Source organism: Romboutsia weinsteinii, from assembly GCF_002250835.2.
GTDB classification, from domain to species: Bacteria; Bacillota; Clostridia; order Peptostreptococcales; family Peptostreptococcaceae; genus Romboutsia_A; species Romboutsia_A weinsteinii.
The window spans coordinates 21,229-35,321 of sequence record NZ_NOJY02000015.1; the positions used below are offsets into that span (position 1 = coordinate 21,229).

General features: G+C 30.4%; 11 protein-coding genes. All 11 read left to right on the forward strand.

The window, feature by feature from the left end; all coding sequences use genetic code 11:
* Positions 1-23: 23 nt before the first annotated feature.
* The 11 genes from CHL78_RS10280 (at position 24) to CHL78_RS10330 (ending at position 14,080) form a co-directional block, all read left to right on the forward strand.
* On the forward strand, positions 24-1,175 hold the full coding sequence (locus CHL78_RS10280; RefSeq protein ID WP_116041449.1) for a glucose-1-phosphate adenylyltransferase: 1,152 nt from the start codon (positions 24-26) through the stop codon (positions 1,173-1,175).
* A 2-nt stretch (positions 1,176-1,177) separates the two neighbouring features.
* Complete coding sequence (gene glgD, locus CHL78_RS10285) at positions 1,178-2,308, forward strand: glucose-1-phosphate adenylyltransferase subunit GlgD (protein WP_116041451.1); 1,131 nt, start codon at positions 1,178-1,180, stop codon at positions 2,306-2,308.
* A 14-nt stretch (positions 2,309-2,322) separates the two neighbouring features.
* The gene (glgA, locus tag CHL78_RS10290; protein ID WP_116041453.1) at positions 2,323-3,768 is read left to right on the forward strand and encodes a glycogen synthase GlgA; all 1,446 of its coding nucleotides are present in this window, start codon (positions 2,323-2,325) and stop codon (positions 3,766-3,768) included.
* 12 nt (positions 3,769-3,780) lie between these two features.
* On the forward strand, positions 3,781-6,228 hold the full coding sequence (locus CHL78_RS10295) for a glycogen/starch/alpha-glucan phosphorylase (protein WP_094367662.1): 2,448 nt from the start codon (positions 3,781-3,783) through the stop codon (positions 6,226-6,228).
* Complete coding sequence (locus CHL78_RS10300) at positions 6,206-8,122, forward strand: glycoside hydrolase family 13 protein (RefSeq protein WP_094367661.1); 1,917 nt, start codon at positions 6,206-6,208, stop codon at positions 8,120-8,122. The genes CHL78_RS10295 and CHL78_RS10300 overlap by 23 nt, the downstream gene beginning before the upstream one ends.
* Positions 8,123-8,274: 152 nt before the next feature.
* On the forward strand, positions 8,275-8,706 hold the full coding sequence (locus CHL78_RS10305; protein WP_094367660.1) for a single-stranded DNA-binding protein: 432 nt from the start codon (positions 8,275-8,277) through the stop codon (positions 8,704-8,706).
* 321 nt (positions 8,707-9,027) lie between these two features.
* The gene (locus CHL78_RS10310) at positions 9,028-9,528 is read left to right on the forward strand and encodes a MogA/MoaB family molybdenum cofactor biosynthesis protein (RefSeq protein ID WP_094367659.1); all 501 of its coding nucleotides are present in this window, start codon (positions 9,028-9,030) and stop codon (positions 9,526-9,528) included.
* Between the two features lie 44 nt (positions 9,529-9,572).
* Entirely contained in the window at positions 9,573-10,532 is a 960-nt protein-coding gene (gene moaA, locus CHL78_RS10315) for a GTP 3',8-cyclase MoaA (RefSeq protein WP_094367658.1), read from the forward strand.
* 2 nt (positions 10,533-10,534) lie between these two features.
* Positions 10,535-11,002, forward strand: a complete 468-nt coding sequence (gene moaC, locus CHL78_RS10320; RefSeq protein ID WP_094367657.1) for a cyclic pyranopterin monophosphate synthase MoaC — start codon at positions 10,535-10,537, stop codon at positions 11,000-11,002.
* A 306-nt stretch (positions 11,003-11,308) separates the two neighbouring features.
* Positions 11,309-12,478, forward strand: a complete 1,170-nt coding sequence (locus tag CHL78_RS10325) for an iron-containing alcohol dehydrogenase (RefSeq protein WP_094367656.1) — start codon at positions 11,309-11,311, stop codon at positions 12,476-12,478.
* A gap of 333 nt (positions 12,479-12,811) precedes the next feature.
* On the forward strand, positions 12,812-14,080 hold the full coding sequence (locus CHL78_RS10330) for a dicarboxylate/amino acid:cation symporter (RefSeq protein WP_094367655.1): 1,269 nt from the start codon (positions 12,812-12,814) through the stop codon (positions 14,078-14,080).
* The last annotated feature ends 13 nt before the right edge of the window (positions 14,081-14,093 follow it).

The following is a 14,093-nucleotide window of genomic DNA, read 5'->3' on the forward strand; positions in this document are numbered from 1 at the left end:
TATAATGAAGGGGGATATGGTTGATGAGAAAAGAAATGATAGCAATGATATTAGCAGGAGGACAAGGATCGAGATTAGGGGTATTTACTAAAAGAATCGCAAAGCCTGCAGTGTCGTTTGGCGGAAAGTATAGAATAATAGATTTCGTGTTAAGTAACTGCTCTAACTCTGGAATAGATACAGTAGGTGTACTAACTCAATATAGACCATTGATTCTAAATTCACATATAGGCATGGGGAGCCATTGGGATTTAGATAGAATAAATGGTGGAGTGTATGTATTACAACCATATATGAATGAAAAAGAAGGTAATTGGTATAAAGGAACTGCAAATGCTATACAACAAAATATGGATTTTATAGAAAATTATAATCCTAAGTACGTGGTAATCCTATCCGGAGATCATATCTATAAGATGGACTATAGTAAGATGTTAAAATACCATAAAGAAAAGAATTCTAAAGCAACAATAGCAGTAATCGAAGTTCCATGGGACGAAGCATCAAGATTCGGTATAATGAACACTAATAAAGATGGAAGTATATATGAATTTGATGAAAAGCCAAGTAATCCCAAAAGTAACTTAGCATCTATGGGAGTTTATATATTTGATTGGGATATGTTAAAAGGATACTTTAATAGTTCAGAAATGACAGGAATAAACTATGATGACTTTGGTCATGATCTTATACCTAAGATGCTAGAAGATAATGTAGGTATGTATGCATATCCATTCAAAGGTTACTGGAGAGACGTAGGTACTATACAAAGTTTATGGGATGCAAATATGGATCTAATAAATGAATCAGATGTATTAGATTTAAATGACTCTAGATGGAGAATTTATACAAATACAATGGCAATGCCTCCTCAATATGTTGGAAAAGATGCAAATGTACATAAATCATTAGTAGCTGATGGATGCTCAGTATTAGGAAGTGTAGAAAATTCAGTTCTATCACATGGTGTTGAAATAGGTAAGGGAAGTATAATAAAAGATTCTGTAATAATGCCTAACGTAAAAATAGGAGAAAATGTAGTAATAGAAAAGGCTATGGTCGGTGAAAGTGCAGTAATAGAAAATAATGTAGTAGTAAGAAATAATGATGAGATAAATGTAGTATCTGAATATGAAGTTGTAAAGCCTGAAGCTGTGTTAGAAGGGGGATATTAATTATGAGAAATGAGTGTATGGGGATAGTAAATTTAACAAAAAAAGGTGAACCAAGAATAAGCAAAATAAATGCAACAAGACCAATATCATCTACTCCAATAGCAGGAAGATACAGAGTAATAGACTTTGTTCTTTCTAATATGGTTAACTCAGGTATAAAAAATGTAGGTATATATGCAAAAGAAAAATATAGATCATTAACTGACCATTTGGGTAGCGGAAAAGATTGGGATTTGAGTAGAAAAAAAGGGGGGCTATTTATATTTAGTCCTGAGAACACAAAATACTACAATATTAATGCTAGCAGAAATGGAGATATATACAATCTATTAGCTAATATTGACTTTATAGAAAGAGGAGACGAGGAGTATGTATTAATAGCTCCAAGTTATATGATATGTAATATAGATTACTCAGAGGCATTAGAATATCACAAGAAATCTAATAATGATATAACTATGATTTATAAAAATATTAACAATGCAGATGAAGATTTTAAAGGAAATCTTACATTAGATTTAGATGGGAATAATAGAATTATAAGCATAGGTAACAATGTAGGCGCATTCCCGAGAGCTAATATATCTATGGAAACTTACATAATGAAAAGAGAAGATCTTATTAAGTGTATATACCGTATAGTTAGTAAGGGGAGTCATTTATTCTTAGAAGATTTTATTATAGAAGAACTAAACAATATAAAAGTTGGGGCATATGAGCATAAAGGATACTTAAAGTGCATAGACTCAATACAGTCATACTTTGAAATAAGTAATGATTTATTAAATAGAGATGTAGCAAAAGAGTTATTATACTCAGATAGAAAAATATTCACTAAAGAAAAAAATGAATCACCTACTATCTATACAGATACAGCAAATGTAAAAAACTCATTTATAGCGACAGGGTGCGTAATAGAGGGAAGTGTAGAAAATAGTATAATATTTAGAAAAGTAAAGGTTAAAAAAGGATCAGTAATTAAAAATTCTATAATAATGCAAAATTGTACAATTGAGCCTAGTGTAGAATTACATAATGTAGTATTTGATAAAAATATTTTCATTTCAGAAGGAAAAGAATTAAAAGGGGATGAGAGTTACCCAATTGTCATAGAAAAAAATATAAGTATGTAAGGGGGAAATTTTTAGTGAAGGTTCTTTATACAACGTCAGAGTGTTGGCCTTTTGCAAAAACTGGTGGACTTGGAGATGTAGCTTATGCACTACCTAAAGCGCTAAAAAAAGAGGGGGTCGACGTAAGAGTAATATTACCAAAGTACTCGACTATACCGAATTATCTAAAAGAAAAATTAAAAGAGGTAGCTATATTTAATGTAAATGTAGGGTGGAGAAATCAGTATTGCGGATTGTATGAAATGGAATTAGATGGTGTGAAATTTTATTTTATAGACAATGAATTTTACTTCAGAAGAGAGGGTGAGTTAGCATATCTTTATGGATATGGAGATGATGCAGAAAGATTTACTTTCTTTAGTAATGCTGTATTAGAGGCGATAGGTAGACTAGATTTCTATCCTGATGTTATTCATATAAATGACTGGCACACAGGTATGATACCTTTAATATTAAAAGAAAAATATAGTCAGCTAGAAAAATATAGAGGTATAAAAACTATTTATACTATCCATAATCTACAATACCAAGGTGTATTTAGTAATGATGCTTTAGGCAATGTTCTAGATTTACCATATAAATATTTAGAAAATGGCGATGTTGAATACTACGGCGGCGTTAGTTTTATGAAATCAGGAATAGTGTTTTCAGACAAAGTAACTACAGTAAGTCCTACTTATGTAAATGAGATACAAACAGGTTTTTATGGAGAAAAATTAGATGGATTACTTAGATGCAATCAACATAAGTTACAAGGTATATTAAATGGAATAGATTATGATTTAAATAATCCGAAGACTGACAAAAACATATTTGTAAATTATGATGCTGATAGTGTAGATAAAAAAGTAAAAAATAAATTAGAACTTCAAAAGATACTAGGGTTAAAGCAAGATGCTAATATACCGTTAGTAGGTATAGTATCTAGACTAGTATCACAAAAAGGGTTTGATTTAATATCATATATTATGCCAGAAATAATGAGAGAAGATTTACAACTGGTAGTATTAGGTACTGGTGAACATCAATATCAATCTATGTTTAATTACTATAATGCTCATTCTCCAGAAAAAGTTTCAGCTAGAATTACTTTTGATAGTGCACTTGCACAACAAATATATGCTGCTAGTGACATCTTCCTAATGCCATCATTATTTGAACCATGTGGAATAGGTCAGATGCTAGCTATGAGATATGGTACACTTCCTATTGTTAGAGAAACAGGAGGATTAAAGGATACTGTAACTCCATACAATCGATATACTGGAGAAGGTAATGGATTTAGTTTTGCAAACTATAATGCTCATGAAATGTTATTCTGCCTTCAAGGAGCACTAAGGTTGTATAAAGAAGATAAGAAGGCTTGGCTGAAGTTAGTAGACAATGCTATGAGAACTGATAATAGTTGGAATAAATCAGCTAAGGCGTATATACAGACATACAAAGATATAATCAATTAAAGGGGTGGTTTAATGGTCACAATTAGCAAAAAAAAGTTTAAGCAAAGCTTTGAAACTAAAATGTATAGCTTATATGCTCAACCTATAAAAGATGCAACAAACGAGCAATTATTAAGCGTACTATGCTGTGTGATAAAAGATATAATAGCTAAAAGATGGATAGAGACTAATATAGATAAAGAAAAAGAAGTATATTACTTTTGTATAGAGTTTTTATTAGGTAGACAATTAAAGTCAAATCTATTAAATCTAGATATAGAAGATAGTATAAGAGATGGATTAAAAGAACTTGGAATTGAACTAGATGATTTGATAAATGCAGAGACAGATCCTGCTCTAGGAAATGGTGGATTGGGAAGGCTGGCAGCCTGCTTTTTAGATTCTATGGCATCATTAAAAATTAATGGCCATGGATATGGTATAAGGTATCAAAATGGATTGTTTGAACAAAAATTTGTGAATGGTTATCAGGTAGAGGTACCTGATAACTGGCTTTCACAAGGAGCATATTTTTGGGAAACTGTAAGGCCTAACAAAGCAATTGTTGTTAAATTCGAAGGTGAAATAGAATTAGTAAAAGATAACGATAGACTAAAAGTTAAGCATAAAAACTATATACCAGTAATGGCTATGCCTTATGATATTCCTATAATAGGATATCATAATGACACAATAAATACGCTTAGGCTTTGGAAGAGCGAAATCCAAAGTAGGGATTTTGGCCAAAATACATCTAATGCAAAAAACTATTCTGGTAGCTATGAGGATGCATTAGCTTACAAATACTATGCAGAAGAAATATCTCAGGTGCTGTATCCTAATGATTCTAACTATGCAGGAAGATTATTAAGATTAAAACAAGAATATTTTTTCACTAGTGCAGGAATACAAGATATAATAAGAAAATATAGAAGAACTAAACAAGATATAAAAAGTTTACAAAATAAAGTAGCTATTCACATAAATGATACACATCCGACGCTATGCATACCTGAGCTTATGAGAATATTACTTGATGAAGAAGGTCTTTCATGGGAAGAAGCCTGGAAGATCACTACCAACACAATTTCCTATACAAATCATACAATAATGGCAGAAGCTATGGAAAAATGGCCAATCGATATGATTAAGACTTTATTGCCTAGAATATATATGATAATTGAAGAAATCAATAGAAGATACAATTTATACCTAGATGATAAGTATAATGATGAGAATAAAAAGCAGCATATGAGAATAATAAATTGGGATAACGTAAATATGGCAAACTTATGTATCGTAGGAAGTCACAGTATAAATGGTGTTGCAGCACTTCATACGAAACTTCTTAAGAAAGAGGTATTAAGAGATTTTTATGAAGATAAGCCAGAGAAGTTTAATAACAAAACCAATGGAATAGCTCATAGAAGATGGCTAATGAGTTCAAATCCTGAATTAAGTGACTTAATTACAGATTTAATTGGAGACAAGTGGAAAAAGGATACAACAAGACTTAAAGATCTAGAAAAGTATAAGCTAAATACTAGTGTTTTAAATAGATTAGATGAGATAAAGCATCATAATAAAGAGCATTTAGCAGATTTTATCAATAATACGTATAACGTACAAGTTAATCCAAATTCAATATTTGATGTTCAAATAAAAAGATTACATGCCTATAAAAGACAGTTATTAAATATACTGAACATATTAGATTTGTATCATGAATTATTAGAAAATCCAAATTTTGATATGCAACCAAGAACATTCATATTTGGAGCTAAGGCTGCACCAGGATATTATTTGGCTAAGTGTATAATTAAATTTATAAATTCTGTAGCAGATAAAATTAATAATGATCCAAGAGTAAATGAAAAGATAAAAATTATATTTGTAGAAAACTATGGAGTATCTTTAGCAGAAAAGATAATCCCAGCAGCAAATATAGGAGAGCAAATATCAACAACTACAAAAGAAGCATCTGGAACCAGCAATATGAAACTTATGATGAATGGAGCAATAACATTAGCAACTTTAGATGGTGCTAATGTAGAGATATTTGAGCAAGTTGGAGAAGATAATATTATTTTATTTGGATTAAGTGCTCAGCAGGTACTTGATTACAATAAGTATGGGGGATACTCTGCACTTGACTTATATCAGTCAAATAGAAGAATTAAGAGAGTTGTAGATGATTTAATAAATGGGTTTATACCTAATATGGATTCAGAAGGAAGAGAAATTTATAACTCCTTAATAACATATAATGATGAGTATTTTGTCCTTAGAGATATGGAGAATTACTCAGAAGCTCAAGCTAAAATAAATAAACTATACCAAAGAAAAGAGCAGTGGAATAGAATGTCTTTAATGAATATAGCAAACTCTGGGATATTTTCCACAGATAGAACAATATCTGAATATGCAAAAGATATTTGGTTTAAAGGGTGTGAGATAAATGAGAAATATATTAAGTTATAATTCTTGGGATGAAAGTTTTAAGGCTCCTTTCGGGGCCTTAAAAACTAACGAAAGTGCAAGAATTAAAGTAAAGGTCGATAGAGGTTATGATATTGATAAGATATCATTGATAATATTTAAAGAAGAAGAATTTATAGATAAAGTAGAGTTATATAATGTATCCAGTATATCTGATGAGGATAATAATACAGAATATGAAGGAAATATTTCTGGGTTTAAAGAAGCTGGATTATATAACTATTACTTTGAAGTAGCTACTATAATAGATGGTAATTATGTAAATATACCTTATGGAAAATCTATAAAAAATGGAGAAACTTGTGAATATAATTATGAAAATTTAAATAAGTACCAAATAACAGTATATGAGGATTTCAAAGTACCTGAGTGGTATAAAGAAGGTATTTTATATCATGTATTTGTAGATAGATTTAGTAATGGTAATAGAAATGAAAAGCCAAGTAATCCTAAAGAGAATAGTTTTATATATGGAAACTGGACTGATACTCCGATGTATATAAAAGATTCTAATGGTGACATAATAAGATGGGACTTCCATGGAGGTAATTTAAAGGGTGTAATAAATAAGCTTGGATACTTAAAGAAATTAGGCGTGAGTATAATATATTTAAGCCCTATATTTGAAGCTTCAAGTAATCATAAATATGATACTGGAGACTACAAAAAAATAGATCCAATGTTTGGAGATGAAGAGATATTTAAAGAGTTAATAGATAAGGCGAGTAAAAGAGGAATATCTATTATTTTAGATGGTGTATTTAGTCATACTGGAGCAGATAGTAAATATTTTAATAAGTTTGGAAGATATGATACTGTAGGAGCATATCAATCTAGTGAATCTCCATATAGCTCATGGTATTCATTTGCAGAATTCCCACAAAAGTATAAATGCTGGTGGGATATAGATGCACTACCAAATACAAATGAACTTGCTCCAACTTTTAAAGATTATATCATTCACGACGAAGATAGTGTACTTAAAAAGTGGACTAGCTTAGGTGTAAAAGGATGGAGACTAGATGTGGCTGATGAGCTACCTACACAATTTATCAGAGAATTTAAAGAAGAGCTAAGAAATGTAGATAAAGATACTATATTAGTTGGAGAAGTATGGGAAGATGCTTCTAATAAGGTAAGTTACGGAGAAAGAAGAAGCTATCTTCTTGGGCAAGAGTTAGATTCAGTAATGGGATATCCATTTAGAAAAAATATTGTTTCGTTCTTAACAGGAGAAGTATCTTCTGAAGAATTAAATAATTCATATATGCAAACAAAAGAGAATTATCCTCAAGAATCATTTAAATCTAATCTTAATTTACTTGGAACTCATGATGTAAATAGAATAAAAACAGAGTTAGGTGAAGATCGAGACTTAATGAAGCTTGCTGTAACTACACAGATGATGTTTGAAGGTGTTCCGTATATCTACTATGGAGATGAAGCCGGTCTTAGTGGAAAAACTGACCCAGATAATAGAAGAACATATCCTTGGAAAAATGAAGATGAGGATATGATTGATTTTTACAGACATTTAATTGGTGCAAGAAATAGAAATCAAGCAATAGTAAGTGGAAATACAAAGTTTGTATATACCAACAATAGTGAAGTATTTGGTTTTGTTAGATATAACGATAATAAAGATGATGACAATGTATTAGTACTATTAAATAGATCGAATAAGAATCAAAATATTAAAATCCATTTGGATGCAAATATGTTAGATGAACTTGATATAGTATATAGTCCAAGAAAGTATGGGCTAAGCATAGAAAAAGAAGACAATATCTTTGATATTAATGTAGAAGCAAAATCATTTAGATTATTTAGTGTAAAAGTTAAAGAAGAGAATATAGCTGAAGAAGTCAATGCATAATAATAAGCCCCTAAGGATAAATTTTCTTAGGGGCTTATTATTATGCCCAATTTATTAATATATATTTTATTAATTAGTATAAAGAAACTCTAGTTTGTTTAAAATCCAAATAATATACGTTTTATTATTATAAATTTGATGAGGTGCTAATTATGAACAATGTTACTTTAGTAGGTAGGCTGACAAAAGATCCTGAATTAAGATATGTAGGAAATACACAGAGTGCAGTTGCTGATTTTATATTAGCAGTAGACCGTAAGTGGAGAGGTCAAGATGGAACTAAAAAGACAGATTTTATAAGAGTTGAACTATGGGGAAAGCAAGCTGAAATATGTGCACAGTATCTTATAAAAGGAAGGTTAATAGGTATAGAAGGGGAATTAAGAGTGGATAGCTATCAAACTACAAATGGAGAAAATAAGAGTATAACTAAGGTTAAAGCTCATAACTTTACATTTTTAGAATCTAGAAGTAAACATGAAAAGTATTCTGAACAAACTTCAGAGAAACATTATGATGGAAAAGATTTGTTTAAGCAAGCAGGAATTAATCCAGAAGAGTTAGAGGATGAATTACCATTCTAGAGTGAATTTTAGGGAGTAATAATATAACAACAATTAAATAGAGCCCCCTAAAGTACATTTAACATAATAAAAGTAAGGATATTAGAGGTTAATAATATGTAGGCAACAGTAAATTTATTATTGAAGCTAAAAGCATTATTAATTTTTAATATCTTTTTATTTTGTTTAAGTTAAAAGTGTGTATGTATTAAAATCATAGCTATTTTGAGGTTATAAAATATGTTAGAATTAGATAATAGAAATGAAAATAAACAATATTAATTGATGAAATATTAGTTTTTTACATAAATAAAAATATTACATTATATTAGAGGTGATGATATGTTTAATGTAGCAATAATAACGTTAAGTGATAAAGGATCTATGGGGCAAAGAGAAGATATTACAGGTAAAAAACTTACAGAATTTGTTGAAAGCCAAGGCGAATATTCAGTAAAATACTACAATATGATTCCTGATGATAAAGAACAATTAAAAAGTGAAATAATAAATATTTGCGATGATGGAAATATTGATCTTATATTAACGAATGGAGGAACTGGTTTTTCGAAAAGAGATATAACTCCTGAAGCCACAAAAGAAGTTATAGAAAGAGAAATACCAGGAATAAGCGAATATATAAGGATGAAATCTGCACAAATAATAAAAAGAGCTATACTAAGCAGAGCTGTAAGTGGAATAAGAAAAAACACTATAATAATTAATTTACCTGGAAGTCCTAAAGGAGCTATAGAAAGTATAGAGTTTGTAATTGATATACTAGGGCATGGTATAGAAATACTCAGAGGAGATGCAGCTGAGTGCGCAAATGATAGGAAGTAAAAATAAAAATTAATTATATTACGAGGTGGAGGGGGAATATACATATGAAAGATAAATATAAAAGAGATATAGACTATTTAAGAGTTTCCTTGACAGATCATTGTAATTTAAGGTGCATTTACTGTATGCCTAGTAATATTAAGTTTGAGAATGATAATGTAAATGATGTTTTAAGTTTTGATGACTATAAATTTATAGTTGAAAATTTTGCGAAACAGGGAATAACAAAAATTAGATTTACAGGTGGAGAACCTCTACTATATCCATACCTTGAAGAGCTTATTAGTTTTACATCTAAAGAATGTAATATAAAAAACATAGCTATAACAACGAATGGAATTGGTCTATATGATAAAATAGATAAACTTAAAGAGTGTGGCCTAAAGAAAGTAAATATAAGTCTAGATTCTTTAAAACCTGATAAATATAGTAAAATAACGCGTTTGGGAAAGCTTGAAGATGTTATAAAATCTATGGAAAAATGTGTTGAACTAGGAATAATTGTAAAACTAAATTGTGTTCTTATAAACACTTTAAATGATGATGAGATATGTGATTTTGTAGAACTAACCAAAAAATATCCTATAGATGTAAGATTTATTGAATTAATGCCTATTGGTGAAGGAGAAAAAGTATTTAAAAAAGGTTATATTAATTTAAATAAAATGTTAGAGAAGGTATCTGGATTAAAGGTGGCAATAGATGAAGAGAAAAGTGTGGCAGAGTACTACAAATTTGAAAATGCAAAGGGACGAGTTGGAATTATAACACCTATGAGCTGCTCGTTCTGCAGTGAATGTAATAAAATAAGGTTAACATCTTCGGGGACTATTAAACTATGTTTACACTCTAGAGAAGAAATAGATATAAAGCCATACCTTAATGATGATATTATGTTTGCGGATTTTATAAATAGTGCAATATTAGAAAAGCCAAAGGAACATAATTTGCTAGAAACTAATAAAAGTGAAACAAATAGAAAAATGTATCAAATTGGAGGATAACAATGTTAACGCATATAAATGAAAAAGGATACGCGAAAATGGTAGATATAAGTGAAAAAGATGATACCGTTAGATGTGCAGTAGCTAGTGCTAAAATCCATGTGGCAGAAGAAACTTTGCAAAGGGTAAAAAATGGAGACATGAAAAAAGGGGATGTATTATCAGTAGCTCAAATTGCAGGAATAATGGGGGCTAAAAATACGTCAACCATTATTCCTATGTGCCATCAAATTAATTTAGTTGGATGTGACCTAGAGTTTAATATAAATGAAGATGAAAATTATATAGAAATACTTTCAACTGCAAAATCAATGGGTAAAACGGGTGTAGAGATGGAAGCTTTAAGCAGTGTATCTATAGCGGCGCTTACTATATATGATATGTGTAAGGCAATAGATAAAAGGATGGTTATAAGTGATATACATCTATTAGAAAAAACAGGTGGAAAATCTGGAGATTTTAAATTCTAGCATATATTAATATAAATACTACCATCACATAGAAAAGAGTATTACTAATACTCATCTATAGTGATGGTTTTTATTTTATAACAGAATTACTAAAAGGTTTTTGAAGTATTACTTTTATTATTTAAGAATTATAGAAATATTATTAATAAAACACAGGGATTCATTACAAAAGTATTATCCTGATTTAATATTAAAGAAAATTAAAAAATTGTTAAAAAAATATCTTGAAAACAGTGATAATAGTGTATAATGTAGATAAAGATAAAAAATTAACAAACTTTTAGAAGGATTTAGGGGGGATTTATTATGGCTTATACATTTTATATGCCAAGTGTTAGTTTGATGGGTGCTGGTTGTGCAGACTCAATACCAGGTGAAATAAAGGCAAGGGGACTAAGAAAAGCCTTAATAGTATGTGGAAAGAGATCAGCAGGAAGTGAAGAATTCAAGGGAATAACAGGTTCATTAGCAGCAGAAGGAATTGAGTTTGTAGTATACCCTGGTTCTCAACCAAACCCTACAGTAACAAATGTAATGGATGGAGTAGAAATACTAAAAGAAAATGATTGTGACTTTGTAATATCTTATGGTGGAGGATCTCCTCATGACTGTGCAAAGGGTATTGCTTTAGTTGCAGCAAATGGTGGAAACATTAAAGATTATGAGGGAATTAATAAGTCAGAAAAACCGCAACTTCCTTTAATAGCAATAAATACTACAGCAGGAACAGCTTCAGAAATGACTGTGTTTGCTATAATTACTGATGAAGAAAGACATGTAAAAATGGCAATAGTTGATAAGCATGTTAATCCAATACTTGCAGTAAATGATCCTAATTTAATGGTTAGTATGCCAAAATCACTTACAGCAGCTACAGGGATGGATGCTTTAACTCATGCAGTTGAAGCATACGTATCTATAGCGGCGACTCCAGTAACTGATGCATGTGCTCAAAAGGCAATAGAGCTTGTTAGTAAGTACTTAAGAGGAGCTGTAGCAGATGGAAGCGATATGGAATGTAGAGATAAAATGGCGTACGCTGAGTATTTAGCAGGCATGGCATTTAATAATGCTTCTTTAGGTTATGCACATGCGATAGCTCATCAATTAGGTGGATTCTATGATTTACCACATGGAGTATGCAATGCTATACTATTACCGGAAGTACAAGTGTTTAACTCTCAAGTATGTGCAGCTAAGCTTAAAGATATAGCTACATTTATGGGGGAAGACGTATCAGATATGAATGACAAGGAAGGTGCAGATGCTTGTATAGCTGCAATAAGAAAATTATCAGCAGATATAAATATACCTTCAGGAATTAAGGAACTAGGGGCTAAGGAAGAAGATTTCGATATATTAGCTGAAAATGCGCTGAAAGATGCTTGCGGTGCCACAAACCCAATTCAAGCGACTCATCAAGATGTTAAAGATATATTATCGAGAGCTATGGAGCCAGCAATAGCATTAGCTTAAAAAAATATATATTAAAGATAAATAAAAAAAGACTAGAGTTTTAATAAGCTCTAGTCTTTTTTTATTTATAAATGTTTAGGTAGATTATACTAAAAGCTTTATAAATAGTTAGAAAACTTGATAATTAACAAATTTATAGGATAATACATTAAATAAATCTGGTGCATAAAATAAAACTTAATAAAAATAAGTATTAGAGAACATTTACCTTAAAAAATAAGAAACTGTTATGGTAAATGGACTGTGTACTTAATTTTATTAATGGCAAATTTCATTTTATTGTGTATAATAATATTATAAATAACAATAAGGTTCGAATGAAGGGGAATAATAATGAGAAAAAAAATGACATTAACAAGTAAAATATTATTAGGTTTGACATTGGGATTTGTATTTGGAGTGATTTTAAAGCAGATACCAACAAACTATATAAAAGATGAAGTTATCTTGAATGGAATCTTAAAAGTATTAGGTAGTGGATTCACTTCAGCGATAAAAATGATGGTAGTTCCTCTTGTATTCGTATCACTAGTATGTGGATCATCTTCTATGGGAGATGTAAAACAATTAGGAAGAATTGGTGGAAAAACAATGTTGTTCTACTTAAGTACTACAGCAATAGCTATAATAACTTCATTAGTACTAGGAAGTTTGCTTAAGCCAGGATTAGGGCTAGATATGAGTGCAATGGTTACTGGTGAGGTATCTATAGGGCAATCGAAATCGTTAGTGGAGATATTATTGGGGATAATACCTACTAACCCAATTGCATCATTAGCTAATGGAGATATGTTACAGGTAATATTTTTTGCATTACTTATGGGGGTAGCTATGAGTATAGTAGGTGAAAAAGCAAAACCAATAAGACAAATATTTGAGAGTGCCAATGAAATTTGTATGAAGATGGTTGGTTTAGTAATGTTGTGTGCTCCATTTGGTGTATTTGCATTGGTTGCTGAAACTTTTGCAACAGTAGGAACAGATGCAATTTTAGTACTAGTTAAATACGTAGCAGTAGTATTACTAGGTTTATTAATACATGTAGTCTTAGTCTATGGAGGATTATTTAAACTACTTACAAGTCTGAAAATATCACCTTTTATAAAGAAATTCATGAGAGTAGCCGCTATTACATTTTCTACATCATCTAGTAATGCATCAGTACCAGCTAGTTTAGAAATAATGGAGGAATTGGGAGTAGGTAAATCGACAAGATCATTTACAATACCTATGGGAGCAACCATAAACATGGATGGTACAGCAATTATGCAAGGTGTAGCAGCGTTATTTATAGCTCAAATATATGGAATTAATTTAGATATTAATCAAATGATAACAATAGTTCTAACAGCTACATTAGCATCTATAGGCATAGCTGGTGTTCCAGGGGTAGGTATGATAATGCTATCTATGGTACTTACATCTGTAGGTCTTCCTTTAGAAGGAATAGGTCTTATAATGGGTGTAGAAAGAATAATAGACATGTTTAGAACTACAGTAAATGTTATGGGTGATAACATTTGTACGTTAGTTGTATCAAATAGTGAAAGAGATTTAGATTTAAATGAGTACTATGCTGAGGTTGATATTAAACTAGCATAGAATAGCTTAATAA

Coding starts and splice junctions, on each gene's coding strand:
- CHL78_RS10280 (WP_116041449.1), top strand. CDS start 24: ATGAGAAAAGAAATGATAGCAATGATATTAGCAGGAGGACAAGGATCG.
- glgD (WP_116041451.1), top strand. CDS start 1,178: ATGAGAAATGAGTGTATGGGGATAGTAAATTTAACAAAAAAAGGTGAA.
- CHL78_RS10295 (WP_094367662.1), top strand. CDS start 3,781: ATGGTCACAATTAGCAAAAAAAAGTTTAAGCAAAGCTTTGAAACTAAA.
- CHL78_RS10300 (WP_094367661.1), top strand. CDS start 6,206: ATGAGAAATATATTAAGTTATAATTCTTGGGATGAAAGTTTTAAGGCT.
- CHL78_RS10305 (WP_094367660.1), top strand. CDS start 8,275: ATGAACAATGTTACTTTAGTAGGTAGGCTGACAAAAGATCCTGAATTA.
- CHL78_RS10310 (WP_094367659.1), top strand. CDS start 9,028: ATGTTTAATGTAGCAATAATAACGTTAAGTGATAAAGGATCTATGGGG.
- moaA (WP_094367658.1), top strand. CDS start 9,573: ATGAAAGATAAATATAAAAGAGATATAGACTATTTAAGAGTTTCCTTG.
- moaC (WP_094367657.1), top strand. CDS start 10,535: ATGTTAACGCATATAAATGAAAAAGGATACGCGAAAATGGTAGATATA.
- CHL78_RS10325 (WP_094367656.1), top strand. CDS start 11,309: ATGGCTTATACATTTTATATGCCAAGTGTTAGTTTGATGGGTGCTGGT.
- CHL78_RS10330 (WP_094367655.1), top strand. CDS start 12,812: ATGAGAAAAAAAATGACATTAACAAGTAAAATATTATTAGGTTTGACA.